The following is a 20,266-nucleotide window of genomic DNA, read 5'->3' on the forward strand; positions in this document are numbered from 1 at the left end:
TCCCTGCCCTCCCCGTCGATCAGCAATCGGTCGCGGCCAGAAAGGCCTCTACCAGGGCTTCGATACCGGCCTGATCCGCGGCGCTGAAGCGCGCCGGATGCGGACTGTCCAGATCCAGCACGCCGATCAGGCGACCGCCCTGGACCAGCGGCACCACCAGTTCGCTGCGCGACGCGGCGTCACAGGCGATATGCCCGGGAAAGGCATGGACGTCCTCGACGCGCTGGGTACGCCACTCGCGGGCCGCCGCGCCGCACACGCCCTTGCTGAAGGGAATGCGCATGCAGGCCACCTTGCCCTGGAAGGGGCCGAGCAGCAGCTGGTCGTCACCCTCGACGAAATAGAAACCGGCCCAGTTCAGGTCCGGTACTTCCTGATAGATGAAGGCCGACAGCTGGGCGGCATTGGCCACCAGATTGCGCTCGCCGGCCAGCAGGGCTTCGACCTGGGCGGCCAGCATGGCATAGCCCTCGAGTCCGGCCCCTACGCCCGTCAGTTCTACGGTCATGCTTTCTCCAAGAGTTTGAGCCCGACCCACTGCCGGGCGAATTGATAGGCGCAGCGACCGTTGCGGTTGCCGCGACCGGACGCCCAGCGGATGGCCTCGCGATCCGCTTCTTCCGACCACTCCAGCTGCAGTCCGGACTTGCCGGCCAGGGCCGCGCACCAGTGGCGCACCACGGCCAGGTAGTGATCCTGGGTAAAGGGATAGAAGGACAGCCAGAGGCCGAAGCGATCCGACAGGGCGATCTTGTCTTCGGCCGCTTCGCTGGGGTGCAGTTCGCCGTCGACGTGCTCCCAGTTGGCATTGTCGCTCTGCCGCTCGGCCACCAGGTGGCGGCGGTTGGAGGTGGCATAGAGCACCACGTTGTCCGGCGCCTGCTCCAGGGAACCGTCCAGCACGCTCTTGAGCACCCGGTAGTCGTCGCTGCCGGAATCGAAGGAGAGGTCATCGCAGAACACCACGAAGCGCTGCGGCTGACCGGCGAGTTGCTCAACGGCGCGAGGCAGATCGGCGAGATCGTCGCGTTCGATTTCGATCAGCCGCAGACCCTCGCCGGCATATTCCGCCAGCAGCGCCCGGATCAGCGACGACTTGCCGGTGCCCCGGGCGCCCCACAGCAGCGTGTGGTTGGCCGGCAGTCCGGCCACGAACTGGCGCGTGTTGCGGGCGAGTTGATCGCGTTGGCGATCGATACCCAGCAGGTCGGCCAGGCGCAGTTCCAGATTGACCTCGAGCGGCTGCAGATAGCCGCCATGGCCTTCCCGACGCCAGCGCGCCGCATAGCAGTGCTGCCAGTCCAGCGGTTCGCGACGATGGGGCAACAGGGGTTCGAGGCGCTCCAGCACCTGCCGGGCGTGGAGCAGAAAGTCTTCTAGGGAGGCATTCACGGGGATGATCCTTGACGACGAAAAGAGAAAGCGGGTCAGCCGCCCTTCAGGCCGGGCATTATCGTATGACTTTTACCATCCAGACAAAGCCCGGCTGGAGGCCCGCTAGGAGGCCAGCGCCTGGCGGACATGCTTTTCCAGCTGAGACGGACGGGTGATGGGCGCGAAGCGCTGCACACGCCCCTGCGCCGGCGTGATGAGAAACTTGGTGAAGTTCCAGCGGATCGCGCCACCCAACAGCCCTGGCGCTGCCTTTTTCAGCGCGACGAACAGTGGATGGGCACCGTCACCATTGACGTCGAGCTTGGCCATCACCGGAAAGCTGACGTTGAAGCGGGTCAGGCAGAAGGTCTGGATCTCGGCATTGCTGCCCGGCTCCTGGCCGCCGAACTGATTGCAGGGAAAGACGATCACTCGCAGTCCTTCGGCCAGATAGCGCTGCTGCAGCGCCTCGAGGCCGTCGTACTGGCGAGTGAAGCCACAACGGCTGGCGGTGTTGACCACCAGATAGGCCCGCGCCGGCCAGTCGGCCAGGCAGGCCCGTTGGCCATCGGCGGTCTCGAACGGCAGGCTGAGGAGGTCCCTGATCACGCGGAGGCCCTGGGTTGCAGCTGCAGCGCCACCGAGTTGATGCAGTAGCGCAGGCCGGTCGGCGGCGGACCGTCGGGGAAGACGTGGCCCAGATGGGCGTCGCAGCGGGCGCAGAGCACCTCGACGCGGTGCATGCCGTGGCTGAAGTCTTCCTTTTCCCGCACCGCCTCGCCATCGATGGGTGCGTAATAGCTGGGCCAGCCGCAGCCGGAATCGAACTTGGTGCTGGAGTCGAACAGCGCCAGCTCGCAGCAGGCGCAGTGATAGACGCCGGGCGTCTTGGTGTTGCAGTAGGCACCGGTATAGGGTCTTTCGGTGGCGGCCAGGCGACAGACGCGAAACTGATCGTCGGTCAGGCGCTCACGCCAGTCTTCCGGGCTACGCTGTACTTTTTCCATGATGACCTCTCTGGATGCCGGCGCATCTTTTGTAACAGGCGATGCGGCCGTATGATTCCCGCTCAGTCTGGCATCCGCCCCCGGATGCTGCCAAGCGCCGGTCGGCGTCCGTCCCCGCCGAGTCTTTCTCGCCCTTTTCCAGGATTCATTTCCCCATGCAGGTCTCCAAGTCGAACAAGCTCGCCAATGTCTGCTACGACATCCGCGGCCCGGTCCTCAAGCATGCCAAGCGCCTTGAAGAAGAAGGCCACCGCATCCTGAAGCTCAACATCGGCAATCCGGCGCCCTTCGGCTTCGAGGCGCCCGAGGAGATCCTGCAGGACGTCATCCGCAATCTGCCGACCGCCCAGGGCTACAGCGACTCCAAGGGCCTGTTCAGCGCGCGCAAGGCGGTGATGCAGTATTGCCAGCAGAAGCGCATCGAGGGTGTCGGCATCGAAGACATCTACCTGGGCAATGGCGTCTCCGAGCTGATCGTCATGGCCATGCAGGCGCTGCTCAACAACAACGACGAGGTGCTGATCCCGGCGCCGGACTATCCGCTGTGGACCGCCGCGGTCAGCCTGGCCGGCGGCAAGCCGGTGCACTACCTGTGCGACGAACAGGCCGGCTGGTTCCCCGATCTGGCCGACATGGAAGCCAAGATCACCAGCAACACCAAGGCGCTGGTGCTGATCAATCCGAACAACCCCACCGGTGCGGTCTACTCCAAGGCGGTGCTGGAAGGCATCGTCGAGCTGGCGCGGCGGCACAACCTGGTGCTGTTCTCCGACGAGATCTACGACAAGATCCTCTACGACGAGGCCCAGCACATCTCCACCGCTTCCCTGGCGCCGGACGTGCTGTGCCTGACCTTCAACGGCCTGTCCAAGTCCTATCGCGTCGCCGGCTTCCGGTCGGGCTGGCTGATCGTCTCGGGGCCCAAGCACCGCGCCCACAGCTATATCGAAGGCCTCGACATCCTCGCCAACATGCGCCTGTGCGCCAACGTGCCGGCGCAGCACGCGATCCAGACCGCGCTGGGCGGCTACCAGAGCATCAACGACCTGGTCCTGCCGCCCGGGCGCCTGCTGGAACAGCGCAATCGCACCTGGGAGTTGCTCAACGACATCCCCGGGGTCAGCTGCGTGAAGCCGATGGGCGCGCTCTATGCCTTCCCGCGGATCGATCCCAAGGTCTGCCCCATCCACAACGACGAGAAATTCGTCCTCGACCTGCTGCTGTCGGAAAAGCTGCTGGTGGTCCAGGGCACCGCCTTCAACTGGCCCTGGCCCGACCACTTCCGTGTCGTCACCCTGCCCCGCGTCGATGACCTTGAGCAGGCGATCGGCCGCATCGGCAACTTCCTCGGCGGCTACGCCCAGTAGCGGCAAAGCATTTCCGGGTCTTTCACCGGTTGGCGCCCCCGGCGGCGTCAACCGGCGCTGGCACTCGCGCGCTGGCCGCCGCCAGCCCAATCGGCCGGCAGACGACACAGTTTGCAATAGTGGAAACGTTGAACGGACCGGGACGGAACCTTATATAGCCGGCAGATAAACCTGTGAGGAGCTGTACCCCACCATGATGCGCATTCTGTTGTTTCTGGCTACCAACCTGGCGGTGCTGATCGTTGCCAGCATCACCTTGAAGGTGCTTGGCGTGGATCGCTACACCGGTCAGAACTATGGCAGTCTGCTGGTGTTCTGTGCCGTGTTCGGTTTCGCCGGCTCGCTGGTCTCGCTGTTCATCTCCAAGTGGATGGCGAAGATGAGCACCCGCACCGAGGTCATCAGCCAGCCGCGTACCCGCCATGAGCAGTGGCTGCTGCAGACCGTCGAAGAGCTGGCCCGCGAAGCCGGCATCAAGACGCCCGAGGTCGGCATCTTCCCGGCCTACGAGGCCAACGCCTTCGCCACCGGCTGGAACCGCAACGACGCCCTCGTCGCGGTCAGCCAGGGCCTGCTCGAGCGTTTCTCGCCCGAAGAGGTGCGTGCGGTGCTGGCCCACGAGATCGGCCACGTCGCCAACGGCGACATGGTGACCCTGGCGCTGATCCAGGGCGTGGTGAACACCTTCGTGATGTTCTTCGCGCGGATCTTCGGCAACTTCGTCGACAAGGCCATCTTCAAGAACGAGGAAGGCCACGGTATCGCCTACTTCGTGACCACCATCGTCGCCGAACTGGTCCTGGGCATCCTGGCCAGCATCATCGTCATGTGGTTCTCGCGCAAACGCGAATTCCGCGCCGACGAAGCCGGTGCGCGCCTGGCCGGCCCCAATGCCATGATCGGCGCCCTGCAGCGCCTGCGTGCCGAACAGGGTATCCCGGTGCAGATGCCCGACACCCTGAACGCCTTCGGCATCAATGGCTCGCTGAAGAACGGCCTGGCCGGTCTGCTGATGAGCCACCCGCCGCTGGAAGACCGCATCGAAGCCCTGCGCCGCTACGGCCAGCGCTGAGTTCGAGCGATGAAAAAACCCGGCCAAGGCCGGGTTTTTTCATGGGCGGGTCAAGCTGCGGATGGCTTCGCCCAGGCCTTCGCCGGTCAGGGGGAACATGCGCTGCCCCATCAGCTCGCGCAACAGGCCGATGGAGGTGCTGAAATCCCAGCCATCGCGTGGATAGGGATTGAGCCAGGCAGCCCGCGGAAAGTGCTGGCACAGCCGCTGGATCCAGAGCGCGCCGGGCTCTTCGTTCCAGTGTTCGACGCTACCCCCCGGGTGGGTGAGCTCATAGGGCCCCATGCTGGCATCGCCGACGATCACCAGGCGGTAGTCCGCGCCATAGCGGCGCAGGAGCTCGCCGGTCGCCAGCCCCTCCTCGTGGCGCCGGGCATTGTCCCGCCAGACGCGTTCGTAGACGCAGTTGTGGAAGTAGTAGTACTCCAGGTGGCGGAACTCCAGGCGGCAGGCGCTGAACAGCTCGCTGCACAGCTGTACATGCAGGTCCATGGAGCCGCCGACATCGAGCAGCAGGAGCACCTTGGTCGCATTGTGCCGCTCCGGGCGATAGCGCACGTCCAGCAACCCGCCCTCGCGCGCCGTGGCCGCGATGGTCTCCTCCAGATCGAATTCCGCCGCCGCGCCCTGGCGAGCGAAGCGCCTGAGCCGGCGCAGGGCCAGTTGCAGGTTGCGGCGATCCAGGGGCGCGCGGTCATCCAGATTGCGGAAGTCGCGCTGCTCCCAGACCTTGGCCGCCCGCCCCTGGCGGGTACCGGCTTCGCCCACGCGCACACCGAAGGGATTGTAGCCACCGCTGCCGAAGGGACTGGTACCGCCCGTGCCGACCCATTTGTTGCCGCCGGCGTGCCGCTCGCGCTGTTCGGCGAGACGCTGCCGCAGGGTCTCGAGCAGCTCATCGAGGCCACCCAGGGCCTGCAACCGCTGGCGATCCTCCTCCGACAGCCGCCGCTGCAGCTCCAGCCGCAGCCAGTCCGGGGGAATCGCCTGCGCATCCGGCGCACGCTCCGACCTGGCCAGCTCGCCGGCATAGACCTGGTCGAAACGGTCGAAGAAGCGCTCGTCCTTGACCAGCACGGCGCGCGCCAGCAGATAAAAGGCCTCGGGATCGGCCACCGCCAGGCCGGCATCCAGGGCAGCGTGCAGATCCAGCAGTTCGCCCAGGGACACCGGGATGCCCGCGGCCCTGAGTCGAGTGAAGAAATCGAGGAACATGCCGCGCTCAGCTCCGCCGCCGGCGCATGAAGGCCTGGCGTTCGAGCAACTGCAGATCCTGTTCGTTCTTTACCAGGGCACCTGCCAGGGGCGGCAGACCGCCCTCGCCGTGCAGCGCCCGCTGCGCCGCCTCATCGCCCAGCAACAGCGCCAGCCAGTCCACCAGCTCCGAGGTGGACGGCTTCTTCTTCAGCCCCGGCACGCTGCGCAGGTCGAGGAAGAGATCCAGCGCCTCCTTGACCAGGCGCCCCTGGAGATCGGGATAGTGCACCTGGACGATACGTTCGAGGGTGTCGCGCTCGGGAAAGCGGATGAAGTGAAAGAAGCAGCGGCGCAGAAAGGCGTCCGGCAGTTCCTTTTCGTTGTTGGAGGTGATGATGATGACGGGTCGCCGCTGGGCACGAATGGTCTCGCCGGTCTCGTAGACATGGAACTCCATGCGATCGAGTTCCAGCAGCAGGTCGTTGGGAAACTCGATGTCGGCCTTGTCGATCTCGTCGATCAGCAGCACCACCGGATCCTCGGCGGTGAAGGCGTCCCACAGCTTGCCCGGCTTGATGTAGTTCGCCACCTCCTGCACCCGGGGATCCCCCAGCTGGGAATCGCGCAGGCGACTCACAGCGTCGTACTCATAGAGCCCTTGCTGCGCCTTGGTGGTGGACTTGACGTGCCAGGTGATCAGCCGCGCCCCCTGGCTCTCGGCCACCTGCTCGGCCAGCAGCGTCTTGCCGGTGCCCGGCTCGCCCTTCACCAGCAGCGGACGCCCCAGCTGGATGGCGGCATTGACCGCCAGACTGAGTTCGGCCGTGGCCACATAACGCTCGGTACCCTGAAAGGCCATCACTGATCCTCGGCAGCTGTTTCGCCTGACGATAGCACGCCGCACCTGGGCTGGACGCCATCGGACGCAAGGCCTAGGCTGCGAGTTTTCCGCGCCGTACAGGATCCGCCATGAGCCGCATCTTCGCTGACAACGCCCAGTCCATCGGCAACACGCCGCTGGTCTACATCAATCGCCTCGGCCCCAAGGGCGTCACCCTGCTCGCCAAGATCGAGGGACGCAATCCGGGCTATTCGGTCAAATGCCGTATCGGTGCCAACCTGATCTGGGACGCCGAAGCCAAGGGGCTGCTCAAGCCCGGAATGAGCCTGGTGGAGCCCACCTCGGGTAATACCGGCATCGGCCTGGCCTATGTCGCCGCCGCCCGTGGCTACCGCCTGGTGCTGACCATGCCGGCCTCCATGAGCCTGGAGCGGCGCAAGGTGCTCAAGGCGCTGGGCGCGGAGCTGGTGCTGACCGAGCCGGCCAAGGGCATGAAGGGCGCCATCGAGAAGGCGCGGGAGATCGCCGAGAGCGAGCCCGATCGCTATTTCATGCCGCAGCAATTCGACAACCCGGCCAACCCGGCCATCCATGAAAAAACCACCGGCCCCGAGATCTGGAACGACACCGATGGCGCCATCGATGTGCTGGTGGCCGGCGTCGGTACCGGCGGTACCCTGACCGGCATCTCGCGCTTCATCAAGAACACCAAGGGCAAGCCGATCCTCTCGGTCGCCGTGGAGCCGGAAACCTCGCCGGTCATCAGCCAGACCCTGGCCGGTGCCGAGGTGAAGCCCAACCCGCACAAGATCCAGGGCATCGGCGCCGGTTTCGTACCCGGCAACCTGGACCTCGCCATGGTCGATCGCGTCGAGCAGGTGAGCGATGAGCAGGCCAAGTTGATGGCCCAGCGCCTGATGCGCGAGGAAGGCATTCTCTGTGGCATCTCCTGCGGCGCCGCCATGGCGGCCGCGGTCCGGCTGGCCGAGACGCCGGAGATGCAGGGCAAGACCATCGTGGTCATCCTGCCGGATTCCGGTGAGCGCTATCTGTCGACGATGCTCTTCGATGGCCTGTTCGACGAGCAGGAACTGGTTCAGTAACGCCCGCAGCCCCGCTCTCCCCTGAGGGCGCCACCGGAGAGGCCTGGACCGCGTTACCACCGCCCAAGAAAAAGCCCGGTTTCCCGGGCTTTTTTCGTATCAGAGATGCTTGATCTCGGCCTTGGCATCCAGGGCCCGACGGTAGGCCGCGAAATCGACCTGGCCGGCGCGCGAGGCGAGGTAGCGACGATACAACGCCTTATCCTCGGCACTCAGGGCTTCCTTGGGCACCCCGACACCCTGCAGCCGGATCAGGACGAAGTCACCGTTCTGCAGGCTGACACCGGCATAGGACGGCTTGTCGCCTTCCGGCTTGGCCATGCGGAAGGCCGCCTGCAACACCTGAGGATCGATACCCTCCTGGTTGCGGGTGGCGGCTTCGACGGTACGCCAGTCGCCCGCCACGGCCTTGCCGCCGTCGCGCAGGGTCTTGAGCTGCTGCTCACCCGTCTGCTTGGCCACGGCTGCGGCCTTTTCCTGGGTCAGGCGGGTCACGATCTCATTTCTGACCGCATCCAGAGGTTGCAGCTGCGGCGTACGGTGCTCCTTGTCACGAATCACCACCAGGGTCTCCGGATCCAGTTGCAGCGCGGTGCTGTTGGCCCCGTTGCGCAGGACGTCTTCGCTGAAGGCCGCCTCGATCACCTGGCGGTTGGCGGTCAACCCCTCGCCGCCTTCACGACCGAAGGGCGCGCTGGTCTTGACCTGCAGGCCCAGCTCCTGGGCCGGCTGGCCCAAGTCGGAGGACTCATAGGCGGAGCTTTCCAGCTTGCGGCCCGCTTCCACGAACAGGCGATCGGCATCTTCCGCCTTGAGCTGCTGTTCCAGACGCGGCCGGACGCTGGCCAGGGTGGGCACTTCCGGTGCCTGTACGCCCTGCAGCTTGATCAGGTGCCAGCCAAAGCTGGTGCGCACCGGAGCCGACACCTGCTGCGGTGCCAGCGCATAGAGCGCCTCTTCGAAGGCCGGATCATAGACGCCGCGACCGGCAAAGCCGAGGTCACCGCCATTGGCCGCCGAGCCCGGGTCCTGGGAGAACTCCTTGGCCAGCTTGGCGAAGTCCTCGCCCTTCTTCAGGCGTTCCTGGATCTGCTGGATCTTAGCCTTGGCCTGCTCGTCGTTCTGCTTGTCATTGACCTCGATGAGGATATGGGCGGCGTCACGCTGCTCCGACAGATTGGCGATCTCGGATTTGTAGGCGGCCTGCAGGCGGCTTTCGTCGACCTTGGCCTTGGCCAGGAAGGCATCCTTCTTCAGCTCGACGTACTCGATGACCACCTGCTCGGGGGTCATGAAGGCGTTCTTGTGGCTGTCGTAGTAGGCCTGGATCTCGTCCTGGGTCGGCGTGATGCCGGCCGGCGAGGCCTTGACGGTACGCAGGGCGAAGTCACGGGTCTGCCGTTCGAGGGCCGCAAAGGCCTCGATATCGGCATCGGTGACGAAGTTGCTGCCGACGATGCCGGCGCGCAGCTGACCGATCAGCATCTCGTCGCGCAGGAGATCGCGGAATTGCAGGCGGTTGTAGTTCATCTGTCGAACGGCCTGATCGAAGCGCTGCGGATCGAAACGCCCTTCGGTCTGGAATTCGGGGGTATTGAGGATCAGCTGATCCAGTGCCTGCTCGGAGAAGGCGAAGCGATCGGCCTTGGCGCTCTGCAGCAGCAGTTGCTTGTCGATCAGTGCCTTGAGCGCGGATTCGCGCAGCAGACGGTCATCCAAGGTGGACGGATCGAACCCCTGCCCCAGTTGCTGCTGCAGCTGGCGACGCTGCATTTCCACGGCCTGCGCCAGCTCCGTCTGCTTGATCTCGTCGCCATTGACCAGCGCGACGGCGCCCTGGTGACCCGTGGCGCGGATGATCGCTTCGAAGCCGGTCAGTGCCATCAGCAGGATGATGAATCCGATGATGACTTTGGCAATCCATCCCTGCGAACGGTCCCTGATGTTTTGTAGCATGTTCCCCCCACGAGCTGTGGCCGGACCGGCCATGGCGAAATCGTCGAATAGCAAATAGCGAAAAGGCGCATCTCGAGATGCGCCTTTTCGTCGATCAAGGACCTTGCATCCAGCAGGACGGCGGAACACCAGCAGCTTCAGCTGGGGGCCCGCCCATCAAGCCCAGGGGCGCCGTCAGTGGGTACTGACGCGCTCCTTGCCTTCCTGATCCCGCTTCTCGTCCTTGCTGACGAGCTCCGGACCATCGTCCGGAAGCGGCTCCGGCGTGTATTGCAGCGCAACCTCCAAGACCTCGTCAATCCATTTGACCGGCTTGATCTGCAAGTCGGCCTTGATGTTGTCCGGAATGTCCCGCAGATCCCGGACGTTTTCTTCCGGAATGATCACGGTACGGATGCCGCCGCGGTGGGCTGCGAGCAGCTTTTCCTTGAGGCCGCCGATGGCCAGCACCTGACCACGCAGGGTGATCTCGCCGGTCATGGCCACGTCGGCGCGTACCGGAATGCGGGTGGCCGCCGACACCAGCGCCGTGCACATGCCGATACCGGCACTCGGACCGTCCTTGGGCGTGGCGCCTTCGGGGACGTGGATATGGATGTCGTGCTTCTCGTGGAAGTCCCTGGGGATACCCAGGCTGCGACCACGGCTGCGGACCACGGTCAGGGCCGCGGTGATGGACTCGGCCATCACGTCGCCCAGCGAACCGGTCTTGATCATCTGACCCTTGCCGGGGACCACGGCGGACTCGATGGTCAGCAGTTCACCGCCCACCTGGGTCCAGGCCAGGCCGGTGACCTGACCGATCTGATCCTGCTGCTCGGCCAGACCGTAGCGGAACTTGCGGACGCCCAGCCAGTGCTCCAGGGTGTCCACGGTGACGCTGGCGGTACGCTCCTTGCTCAGGGCGTGCTGCTTGACCACCTTGCGGCAGACCTTGGCCACCTGACGCTCCAGACTGCGCACGCCCGCTTCACGGGTGTAGTAGCGGATGATGTCGCGCAGGGCGGCTTCATCGAATTCCACCTCGCCCTTCTTCAGGCCGTTAGCCTTGACCTGCTTGGGAATCAGGTAGCGGGTGGCGATGTTGACCTTCTCGTCTTCGGTGTAGCCGGGCAGCCGAATCACTTCCATGCGGTCCAGCAGCGGCGCCGGAATGTTCATGGAGTTGGCGGTGCAGACGAACATCACGTCGGAGAGGTCGTAGTCCACCTCGAGGTAATGGTCGTTGAAGGTGTGGTTCTGCTCCGGATCCAGGACCTCGAGCAATGCGGAGGCGGGATCGCCGCGCATGTCGTTGCCCATCTTGTCGATTTCGTCGAGCAGGAACAACGGGTTGCGCACCCCGACCTTGGTCATCTTCTGGATCAGACGACCCGGCATGGAGCCGATGTAGGTGCGGCGGTGACCACGGATCTCGGCTTCGTCACGCACGCCACCCAGGGCCATGCGCACGAACTTTCGACCGGTGGAGCGGGCGATGGACTCGGCCAGCGAGGTCTTGCCCACGCCGGGCGGACCGACCAGGCACAGCACCGGGCCCCGCACCTTCTTCACGCGCTTCTGCACGGCGAGGTATTCGAGAATGCGCTCTTTCACTTCCTCGAGACCGTAGTGGTCCTTGTCGAGGACTTCCTCGGCGCGGCCCAGGTCCAGACGGACCTTGCTCTCGGCCTGCCACGGCACGTTCACCAGCCAGTCGATGTAGGAGCGCACCACGGTGGCTTCGGCCGACATGGGCGACATCTGCTTGAGCTTGTTCAGCTCGGCATTGGCCTTGGCGAGGGCATCCTTGGGCAGACCGGCGGCCTCGATGCGACGCTTGAGGTCGTCGACCTCGTTGTGCCCTTCATCGATGTCGCCCAGTTCCTTCTGGATGGCCTTCATCTGTTCGTTGAGGTAGTACTCGCGCTGGCTGCGCTCCATCTGCTTCTTGACGCGGCCACGGATGCGCTTTTCCACCTGCAGCAGGTCGATTTCCGCATCCAGCAGGGCCAGCACGTGCTCGACGCGGGCGCCCAGCTCGGTGATCTCGAGGATCTCCTGCTTCTGCTCGATCTTCAGCGCCATGTGCGCGGCCATGGTATCGACCAGGCGGCTGGGGTCTTCGATGCTGTTGAGGGAAGACAGCACCTCGGCGGGGACCTTCTTGCCGAGTTGCACGTATTGCTCGAACTGGCTCATCAGGCTGCGCGAGAACACCTCGGATTCGCGATCCGGGGCTTCGCTGTCCTCGATCAGGGTGACCAGGGCACGGGCATAGGCCTGGTTCTCGACGAAGGACTCGATACGGCCACGCTGCTCGCCCTCGACCAGGACCTTGACGGTGCCGTCGGGCAACTTGAGCAGCTGGAGAACGGTGGCGACCGTACCCATGTGATACATGTCATCCGCGGCGGGATCGTCGTCGCCGGGATTCTTCTGCGCGACCAGCAGGATCTGCTTGTCGCCAGCCATGGCGGCCTCGAGGGCCTCGACGGACTTTTCCCTTCCGACGAACAATGGGATGACCATGTGGGGATAGACCACTACGTCACGTAGGGGCAGCAGGGGAAGTTCTATCGTCGTAGTCATGGGATACGGGTCTCGGCAAATAATCGGCCGCAGATGCGGTTAAGGCCTCGGTTTTCTCTAACATGAGGTTGGGCGCCGCAAAATACAACCGTCGCTGAAATGAAAAAGGGGCCGAAGCCCCTTTTGTCACGCGTCTGGCGCCGCCTTGGCGGGCTCGCTGTTCTCGTAGATGAGCAGCGGCTGGGAACTCCCGTCGATGACGCTCTCGTCGATGACCACCTTGCTGACTTCCTTCTGCGAAGGAATCTCGTACATGGTCTCGAGCAGGATGCCTTCGAGGATGGATCTCAGGCCCCGGGCACCGGTCTTGCGCTCCAGCGCCTTGCGGGCAACCGCCTTGAGCGCGTCGGGACGGAATTCCAGATCCACGTCTTCCATCTCGAACAGCTTGGCGTACTGCTTGGTCAGGGCGTTCTTCGGCTCGGTCAGGATCTGCATGAGTGCAGGTTCATCCAGCTCGTCCAGGGTCGCGATGACCGGCAGACGACCGACGAACTCGGGGATCAGACCGAACTTGACCAGATCCTCGGGCTCGGCGTCACGCAGGGATTCGCCGATCTTCTTGCCCAGTTCCTGGCTGCGCACCTCGGCATTGAAGCCGATGCCGCCGCCCTTGGTGGAACGGTTCTGGATGACCTTTTCCAGGCCGGCGAAGGCGCCGCCACAGATGAACAGGATGTTGCGCGTATCGACCTGCAGGAATTCCTGCTGGGGATGCTTGCGGCCACCCTGGGGCGGAACCGACGCCACGGTACCTTCGATCAGCTTCAGCAGCGCCTGCTGCACGCCCTCGCCCGAGACGTCACGGGTGATGGAGGGGTTGTCGGACTTGCGCGAGATCTTGTCGATCTCGTCGATATAGACGATGCCCATCTGGGCCTTTTCCACATCATAATCGCACTTCTGCAACAGCTTCTGAATGATGTTCTCGACGTCTTCACCCACGTAACCGGCTTCGGTCAGAGTGGTAGCATCGGCGATGGTGAAAGGTACGTTGAGCAGGCGCGCCAGCGTTTCCGCCAGCAGGGTCTTGCCCGAACCGGTCGGACCGATGAGCAGGATGTTGCTTTTGCCCAGTTCGACGTCGTCTTTCTTCTCGCGCTGATTCAGACGCTTGTAATGGTTGTAGACGGCAACGGCGAGGACCCGCTTGGCACGCTGCTGACCAATGACATACTGGTCGAGGATGGCGCTGATTTCCTTCGGCGCTGGCAGCTTGTGCGCATTGCTTTCGGCCTGAGCTTCCTGGACTTCCTCGCGGATGATGTCATTGCACAGGTCGACGCATTCGTCGCAGATGAAGACGGAGGGTCCAGCGATCAATTTACGTACTTCGTGCTGACTCTTGCCGCAGAAGGAGCAGTAAAGCAGCTTGCCGTTATCGTCGCTATTGCGCGTATCTGTCATTCGATCGATCCAATGGAATGTGCTTACATCAACAAGATGGAGCCTATTGCACGGTTTTTCAAGCCTACCTGCCCAAACGACCGGCGTCTGGGCAGGTGGTCGAGGCGGGGTCAGGCGGGGATGTTGCGCTTCTCGAGGACCTTGTCGATCAGGCCGTAGGCGACGGCTTCGGGGCCACTCATGAAGTTGTCACGGTCGGTATCGCGGGCGATCACGTCCATCGGCTGACCGGTGTGATGCGCCAGCACCTTATTCAGACGCTCGCGGATGGTCAGAATTTCACGGGCGTGAATTTCGATGTCCGAAGCCTGACCCTGGAAACCGCCCAGGGGCTGGTGAATCATCATCCGCGAGTGCGGCAGGCAGAAACGCTTCTCGGCGGCGCCGCCTGCCAGCAGCAGGGCGCCCATGCTGCAGGCCTGGCCGATGCAGATGGTGGAAACGTCGGGCTTGATGAACTGCATGGTGTCGTAGATCGACATGCCGGCGGTCACCGAACCACCCGGGCTGTTGATATAGAGGTGGATGTCCTTGTCAGGATTCTCCGCTTCCAGGAACAGCAGCTGGGCGACGACCAGGTTGGCCATGTAGTCCTCGACCTGGCCGACCAGGAAGATGACCCGCTCCTTGAGCAGCCGGGAGTAGATGTCGTAAGCGCGCTCGCCCCGGGCGGATTGCTCCACCACCATGGGTACCAGACCGCCAGCGGCTTGAATATCGGGCATGGATTGCATGTATGAATTGCGGGACATGTCCTGCACTAGCTCCCTATCTGGATGACCTGTCAAAAACACATAAGCCAGCACGAGGCTGGCTTAGGTGAACTAGCAACTGGAGGCAGATCAGGCTGCTTGCGGAGCCTCGGCCGGTTTGACCGCGTCCTCGTAGGAGACCTGCTTGTCGGTGACTTTTGCCTGCTTGAGGACAGTATCCACGACTTGTTCTTCCAGTACAACCGAACGCACTTCGTTCAGCTGCTGCTCGTTCTGGTAGTACCACTTCACTACCTGCTCGGGCTCCTGGTAGGCCGCCGCCATCTCTTCGATCAGCTCGCGAACGCGGGCGTCATCGGGCTTGAGCTCGAACTGCTTGACCATCTCGGCGATGATCAGACCCAGCAGCACGCGGCGCTTGGCCTGCTCGCTGAACAGCTCGGCCGGCAGCTGCTCGGGCTGGATGTTGCCGCCGAACTGCTGGACGGCCTGGACGCGCAGACGATCCACTTCGTTGCTGATCAGGGCAGCCGGGACGTCGATCTGGTTGGCAGCCAGCAGACCGTCCATGACCTGGTTCTTGACCTTGGTCTTGAGGGCCTGGCGCAGCTCGCGCTCCATGTTCTTGCGTACTTCGGCGCGGAAACCTTCGACGGTGGTCTCTTCCACACCGAACTGCTTGAAGAAGGCTTCGTTCAGCTCGGGCAGCTCGGGCGCGGCCACTTCCTTGACGGTGACCTTGAACTGGGCGGCCTTGCCGGCCAGATCCAGGTTCTGGTAGTCCTCGGGGAAGGTCAGGTCGAGCACGCGCTCGTCACCGGCCTTGGCGCCGACCAGACCGTCTTCGAAACCGGGGATCATGCGGCCCGAACCCAGCACCAGCTTGGTGCCTTCGGCGGAACCGCCAGCGAAGGCTTCGCCGTCCTGGGTGCCGACGAAGTCGATGGTGACCTGGTCGTCGTTGGCGGCAGCGCGGTCAACGGCTTCGTAGCGGGTGCCCTGCTTGCGCAGCACGTCGAGCATCTTGTCGATGTCGGCGTCTTCGACGCTTGCGTCCTGACGCTCGATCTCGATGCCGTCCAGGCCCTTCACTTCGAACTCGGGGAAGACTTCGAAGGTGGCGACGTATTCCAGGTCCTTGCCCTTTTCGAACACCTTGGGTTCGACGGCGGGTGCGCCGGCCGGGTTGAGCTTCTGCTCGACAACGGCTTCGTAGAAGGTTTCCTGAATGAGATCACCCAAGGCTTCCTGACGAGCCGAGGCTTCGTAGCGCTGGCGGATGACGCTCATGGGTACCTTGCCCGGGCGGAAACCGGGAACCTTGGCACGCCGTGCAGTCTGCTGCAGACGCTTGTTCACTTCGGTTTCAATACGCTCGGCCGGCACGCCAATGGTCATGCGACGCTCGAGAGCAGAGGTGTTTTCAACGGAAACTTGCATGGATATTCCTCGTGGCACAAGAACAGGCCGGCACTCCGACCCCCCAGAATCAAGGGCGACCATTCTAGAGACAGTCTCAGGCGAAGTCACCTGGCTTGATCCAGCGGTGCATACGGGTGCCACCGAAGCGAGCCCGGCCGAGCCCGAGGAAGGCAACATTTTGTCGTCCGCTTAAAGTTGTACGACGTCGTATGTAGTGCTAAACCCAGAGGGCAAGCTAACGAAAAGGCCGCCTGCGGCCCATTCACAACAACAACAATCGTTAGGAGAGCCGCCCCCATGGAGCGATCCGGTTCCGTCGAAAAATCCGTAACCCTGAACAAGGCGCAAGGCTCCGGCCTGCGCCGCCTGGCGAAGCTGCTGGGCCCCGGCATCATCGCGGTGCTGTCCTGGCTGGGCGCCGGGGACCTCATCACCTCCTCGGTGGCGGGCGCCAACTACGGCTACGCCATGATGTGGGTGCTGGCGGTGTCCCTGCTGCTGCGCTTTCTCATCGTCAACATCATTGCCCGCTTCCAGCTGTGCAATAACCGCGGCATGTCGATCCTGGAAGGCTATGCCCAGCTGCACCCGGCGTTCGCCTGGTTCATGCTCGGCTACGCGCTGCTCATGGGGCACCTGACCAATGCCTATATGCTCAAGGGCGCGGGCGAAGCCCTGGCCACCCTGCTCCACCTCGACCAGCCGCTGCTCTGCTCGGCGGCGGTGGTGATCGCGGTCTGGCTGCTGGTGGGCCGCAATTTCTATGCGCTGATCGAGGGCGTGATGAAACTGCTGCTGGCGGTCATGACGCTGGCGTTCATCACCCTGGCGGTGATGTCGGGTCCGGACCTGGGCGGCATCCTGCGCGGCACCATCGGCTTCAGCATCCCGCCGGACGAAGGCGTGCACGGCGCCCTGCTGGTCGCCGTATCGGTGATCGGCGCCGTGGCCGGCTCCATCGCCAACTTCGTGCATCCCTATGTGATGAAGGAAAAGGGCTGGACCGGCCCGGAACACAAGCGCATCCAGCGCAACGACCTGCTCTTCGCGGTGGTGGTCGGCATCGTCATCAACCTGGCGATCTGGGTGGTCGGGGTGGAGATCCTCAGACCCAATGGGTTGCAGGTGAACACCCTGAGTGACCTGGGCGCGGCCCTGGAGCTGTTCTTTGGCGCCGGCGGCTGGGTGATCTTCTTCACCGGGGTCTTCGCCACCCTGTTCGCCAGCGTGGTGGGCAAGACCACCGCCTTTCCCATGCTGATCACCGACGCCCTGCAACACATCCGTCCGGAGCGCCGCGAACGCTATGGCAAGACCTTTCACAAGGACCCGGCGCACAAGTGGTTCCTGCTCTTCATCCTGGTGACGCCGCTGGTGTGGTCGCTGCCGGGCATGCCCGACTTCGTGACCCTGACCATCGGCGTGAATGCCCTCAACATCGTCGGCCTGCCGGTGATCTCCCTGGGTCTGCTGATCATGTCCAACCAGAAGTCGCTGCTGGGCGACAGGTACCGCAACAACTGGTTCGAGAACCTGGCGCTGGGCTTCGCCACCCTGCTGGCGATCTGGGTCGCGATCCAGCTCGGCCTGCAGCTGCTGGGCTAGGCCCTCCCCCTTCAGGGGCGGATTCGCCGCCCCTGCCTCTTCAAGGAGTCTAGATATGCCTGAACAGAACGAACGTCCGCTGCTGCTGCAGGTAGGTCCGCTGTTGCCTGCCCTGCAGGACGCCCTGAATTCACGCCATGAGGTGCTGCGGCTCTGGGAAGCACCCGATCAGGCCGCCCTGCTCGCCGCGCGTGGGCGGGACGTGGTGGCCCTGGTCACCTCCGGCGTGCACGGTGCGACACGCGAGTTGATGAGCGCCCTGCCCGGCCTGCAGGCGGTGTTCAGCTTCGGGGTGGGCTACGACAGCATCGACATCGCCGCGGCACGGGATCTGGGCGTGGTGGTGAGCAACACGCCTGGCGTGCTGGACGACTGCGTCGCCGATACCGCCTTCGCCCTGCTGATCGACGTGGCACGGGGCATCAGCGCCGCGGATCGTTTCGTGCGCCGCGGCGATTGGCGGCAGGGCAAGTTTCCGTTGACCTCGCGCCTGGCCGGCAAGACCTGCGGCATCGTCGGCCTGGGCAACATCGGCAAGAGCATCGCCCGGCGGGCAGAAGCTTTCGGCATGGAGGTGGCCTATCACGGACGCCAACCGCAGCCGGACGCCCCCTATCATTATCACGCCGAGCTGGAAGACCTGGCGGAGGCGGCGGACTTCCTCGTCCTGTCGCTGCCCGGCGGACCGGCCACCGACAAGCTGGTCGACGCCCGGATCCTCGCCGCCCTGGGACCGCACGGCTATCTCATCAATATCGCCCGCGGCAGCGTGGTCGACGAGCTCGCCCTGGTGGCCGCCTTGCAGGCCGGCAGCCTGGGTGGCGCCGGCCTGGATGTCTTTGCCGAGGAGCCCGAGGTGCCCGCGGCACTGCTGGCGCTGGACAACGTGGTGCTCACCCCGCACCTCGGCAGCGGCACCCACGAGACCCGCCAGGCCATGGCCGACCTGGTGCTGGCCAACGTGGAGCGCTATTTCGCCGAGGGACGCCTGGTCACGCCGGTCTGACGGATGCGAACCGCGGGTTACTCGATGGCCGGCAGGGTCTTGCCGCGGATGCGGCGCGCCAGGGAGTCGTAGATCTCGCGGCAGCCTTCGGCCCAGAAGCGGTCGGGATCGTCCTGGGGTTCGAGGGCGACGGAGAATTCGCCCTCGCGCTCCTTCAGCACGAAGTGGTCGTTGGTATAGAAGAAGGACAGGCCGATGGCGAAGGTCTGGGGCGTGCCGGCGAGGTCATCGACGATCACCGTGAGGTCATAGCGGGCATAGACCTCCAGTTCGCGCACGATATTGCCATCCACGCGCTTTTCCAGGCCCAGCCCGGCATCCACCTGATCGGCCGGGGTGAGGCCCAGGTAGCGGGTGAAGCAGTCCGGCAATTCATGCAGGCGGCGCTCCAGTCCCTGCCAATAGGCTTCTTCCCGCTCGGCCGCCTTGCTCAGCGCCTGACTCAATGCCTGATATCGTTCCATTGCCGTTCCCATCTGCTCACTGGAGGCCGTCGACGGACGACCGACAGCTCTGAGACCCCAGCCGGGTCCCGGGGTGCCGCACCGATCGGCGACGGGCCTCAGGGCGTCGGCCAGCCCAGCACTGGCGTGCGGGTTTCACCCAGCAGGAAGTCGCGATTGGCGTCGGTGCAGGCGCGCAGGTAGTCGGTCACCAGGGTGATGCGCCGCAGGCGGCGCAGGTCTTCGCGGTAATAGAGCCAGAATTGCCGGGTGATCTGGATCTGCTCCGGCAGCAGCGCCACCAGCCGCGGATCGGGCTCGGCGACAAAGCACGGCAGGATGGCCAGGGCGTGCCCGCACAGCGCCGCCTGGTACTGGGCGATCACGCTGGTGCTGCGCAGGCCGCTGCTGGCCTCGGGCAGGATCCGCTCCAGATAGAGCAGCTCGGGGCTGAAGGCGAGATCGTCGACGTAGGTGATGAATCGGTGGTGCTGCAGATCGGCCAGTTGCGCGATGGGTGGATGGCTGGCCAGGTAGTCGGCGGTGGCATAGAGCCGCAGGCGGTAATCGCAGAGCTTGCGGCAGACATAGGGCCCGCGCTCGGGCCGCTCCAGGGTGATGGCGATGTCGGCTTCGCGGCGCGACAGGTTGACGAAGTGCGGCACCGGCAGCACCTCCAGGGTGATGCCCGAATAGCGATCCTGGAAGAAGCTCAACTGGGGCGCGACGAAGTAGCTACCGAAGCCTTCGGTGGCGCCGATGCGCACCTGGCCGGAAGGCGCCAGCCGGGTATCGGAGATCTGCTCGCAGGCGGTCTGCAGGGTGCTCTCCAGGGTTTCCGCGTGCACCAGCAGACGCTGCCCTTCCATGGTGAGGCTGAAGCCGGTGCTGCGCGACTTCTCGAACAGCAGCGCGCCCAGCGCCTTTTCCAGGGCGGCGATCCGCCGCGACACGGTGGTGTAGTCGACCCCCAGCCGCCGGGCGGCCGCACTGGCCTTCTGGGTACGCGCCACTTCGAGAAAGAATCTGAGGTCGTCCCAGTCGAGACGCGCAGCCGGGTTATTGGATTTTTGCATATCGGTCGGGCGTTTTTGTCGGAAGCCAGGAGACTTTTGCCGGAACTATACTGCTTACCAGGTCGCGTCACGAGCGGTGATGGCGCGAACCTCTGCTAGCCAACAA

The 20,266-nt window shown here is 64.3% G+C and carries 18 protein-coding genes; 5 read left to right on the forward strand and 13 right to left on the reverse strand.

The window, feature by feature from the left end; genetic code table 11:
• Window positions 1-19: 19 nt before the first annotated feature.
• The 4 genes from ACZ5R1_RS13545 to msrB all read right to left on the reverse strand — a co-directional run bounded on the left by ACZ5R1_RS13545 (window position 20) and on the right by msrB (window position 2,381).
• Complete coding sequence (locus ACZ5R1_RS13545; protein ID WP_042137726.1) at window positions 20-508, reverse strand: GAF domain-containing protein; 489 nt, start codon at window positions 506-508, stop codon at window positions 20-22.
• Window positions 505-1,392 carry an ATP-binding protein gene (locus ACZ5R1_RS13550; protein ID WP_007162233.1) on the reverse strand — a complete coding sequence of 296 codons (888 nt, stop codon included), beginning with the start codon at window positions 1,390-1,392 and terminating at the stop codon, window positions 505-507. The genes ACZ5R1_RS13545 and ACZ5R1_RS13550 overlap by 4 nt, the downstream gene beginning before the upstream one ends.
• Before the next feature lie 105 nt (window positions 1,393-1,497).
• Window positions 1,498-1,983 (reverse strand): glutathione peroxidase, encoded by a 486-nt coding sequence (locus tag ACZ5R1_RS13555; protein WP_007162232.1) that lies wholly within the window; start codon window positions 1,981-1,983, stop codon window positions 1,498-1,500.
• Entirely contained in the window at window positions 1,980-2,381 is a 402-nt protein-coding gene (gene msrB / locus ACZ5R1_RS13560) for a peptide-methionine (R)-S-oxide reductase MsrB (RefSeq protein ID WP_007162231.1), read from the reverse strand. The genes ACZ5R1_RS13555 and msrB overlap by 4 nt, the downstream gene beginning before the upstream one ends.
• A 155-nt stretch (window positions 2,382-2,536) precedes the next feature.
• On the opposite strand from msrB, the gene ACZ5R1_RS13565 reads away from it, so the two are divergent.
• A complete protein-coding gene (locus tag ACZ5R1_RS13565) occupies window positions 2,537-3,748 on the forward strand; it encodes a pyridoxal phosphate-dependent aminotransferase (RefSeq protein WP_027601227.1) in 1,212 nt (403 codons plus the stop codon).
• A gap of 193 nt (window positions 3,749-3,941) precedes the next feature.
• Window positions 3,942-4,820, forward strand: coding sequence for a protease HtpX (gene htpX / locus ACZ5R1_RS13570; RefSeq protein WP_007162229.1), 879 nt, complete (start codon window positions 3,942-3,944; stop codon window positions 4,818-4,820).
• 39 nt (window positions 4,821-4,859) lie between these two features.
• Here htpX and ACZ5R1_RS13575 read toward each other — a convergent pair whose 3' ends face one another.
• Window positions 4,860-6,035, reverse strand: a complete 1,176-nt coding sequence (locus ACZ5R1_RS13575; RefSeq protein WP_288492014.1) for a vWA domain-containing protein — start codon at window positions 6,033-6,035, stop codon at window positions 4,860-4,862.
• 7 nt (window positions 6,036-6,042) lie between these two features.
• On the reverse strand, window positions 6,043-6,876 hold the full coding sequence (locus tag ACZ5R1_RS13580) for an AAA family ATPase (protein WP_027597705.1): 834 nt from the start codon (window positions 6,874-6,876) through the stop codon (window positions 6,043-6,045).
• Between the two features lie 110 nt (window positions 6,877-6,986).
• Between ACZ5R1_RS13580 and cysK the strand changes: the two genes are divergently transcribed.
• Window positions 6,987-7,961: a cysteine synthase A gene (gene cysK / locus ACZ5R1_RS13585; RefSeq protein WP_007162226.1), complete on the forward strand. Its 975-nt coding sequence runs from the start codon at window positions 6,987-6,989 to the stop codon at window positions 7,959-7,961.
• A gap of 99 nt (window positions 7,962-8,060) precedes the next feature.
• Here the strand turns inward: cysK and ACZ5R1_RS13590 are convergent, their stop codons facing one another.
• From ACZ5R1_RS13590 to tig, 5 genes are all read right to left on the reverse strand, one after another.
• A complete protein-coding gene (locus ACZ5R1_RS13590) occupies window positions 8,061-9,917 on the reverse strand; it encodes a SurA N-terminal domain-containing protein (protein WP_027597704.1) in 1,857 nt (618 codons plus the stop codon).
• 174 nt (window positions 9,918-10,091) lie between these two features.
• Entirely contained in the window at window positions 10,092-12,488 is a 2,397-nt protein-coding gene (gene lon, locus ACZ5R1_RS13595; protein ID WP_042137734.1) for an endopeptidase La, read from the reverse strand.
• Between the two features lie 126 nt (window positions 12,489-12,614).
• The gene (clpX, locus tag ACZ5R1_RS13600) at window positions 12,615-13,895 is read right to left on the reverse strand and encodes an ATP-dependent Clp protease ATP-binding subunit ClpX (RefSeq protein ID WP_007162223.1); all 1,281 of its coding nucleotides are present in this window, start codon (window positions 13,893-13,895) and stop codon (window positions 12,615-12,617) included.
• 110 nt (window positions 13,896-14,005) lie between these two features.
• On the reverse strand, window positions 14,006-14,647 hold the full coding sequence (gene clpP, locus ACZ5R1_RS13605) for an ATP-dependent Clp endopeptidase proteolytic subunit ClpP (protein WP_007162222.1): 642 nt from the start codon (window positions 14,645-14,647) through the stop codon (window positions 14,006-14,008).
• 90 nt (window positions 14,648-14,737) lie between these two features.
• Window positions 14,738-16,048: a trigger factor gene (gene tig / locus ACZ5R1_RS13610; protein WP_007162221.1), complete on the reverse strand. Its 1,311-nt coding sequence runs from the start codon at window positions 16,046-16,048 to the stop codon at window positions 14,738-14,740.
• 279 nt (window positions 16,049-16,327) lie between these two features.
• On the opposite strand from tig, the gene ACZ5R1_RS13615 reads away from it, so the two are divergent.
• The gene (locus ACZ5R1_RS13615) at window positions 16,328-17,635 is read left to right on the forward strand and encodes an Nramp family divalent metal transporter (RefSeq protein ID WP_042137736.1); all 1,308 of its coding nucleotides are present in this window, start codon (window positions 16,328-16,330) and stop codon (window positions 17,633-17,635) included.
• 55 nt (window positions 17,636-17,690) lie between these two features.
• On the forward strand, window positions 17,691-18,641 hold the full coding sequence (locus tag ACZ5R1_RS13620; protein ID WP_169854266.1) for a 2-hydroxyacid dehydrogenase: 951 nt from the start codon (window positions 17,691-17,693) through the stop codon (window positions 18,639-18,641).
• A 17-nt stretch (window positions 18,642-18,658) separates the two neighbouring features.
• Here the strand turns inward: ACZ5R1_RS13620 and ACZ5R1_RS13625 are convergent, their stop codons facing one another.
• Window positions 18,659-19,105: a hypothetical protein gene (locus ACZ5R1_RS13625; protein ID WP_169742432.1), complete on the reverse strand. Its 447-nt coding sequence runs from the start codon at window positions 19,103-19,105 to the stop codon at window positions 18,659-18,661.
• Between the two features lie 98 nt (window positions 19,106-19,203).
• A complete protein-coding gene (locus tag ACZ5R1_RS13630) occupies window positions 19,204-20,160 on the reverse strand; it encodes a LysR family transcriptional regulator (protein WP_074584520.1) in 957 nt (318 codons plus the stop codon).
• Window positions 20,161-20,266 lie beyond the last annotated feature (106 nt).

The sequence above is a fragment of the Pseudomonas sp. Pso3 genome (assembly GCF_055393275.1).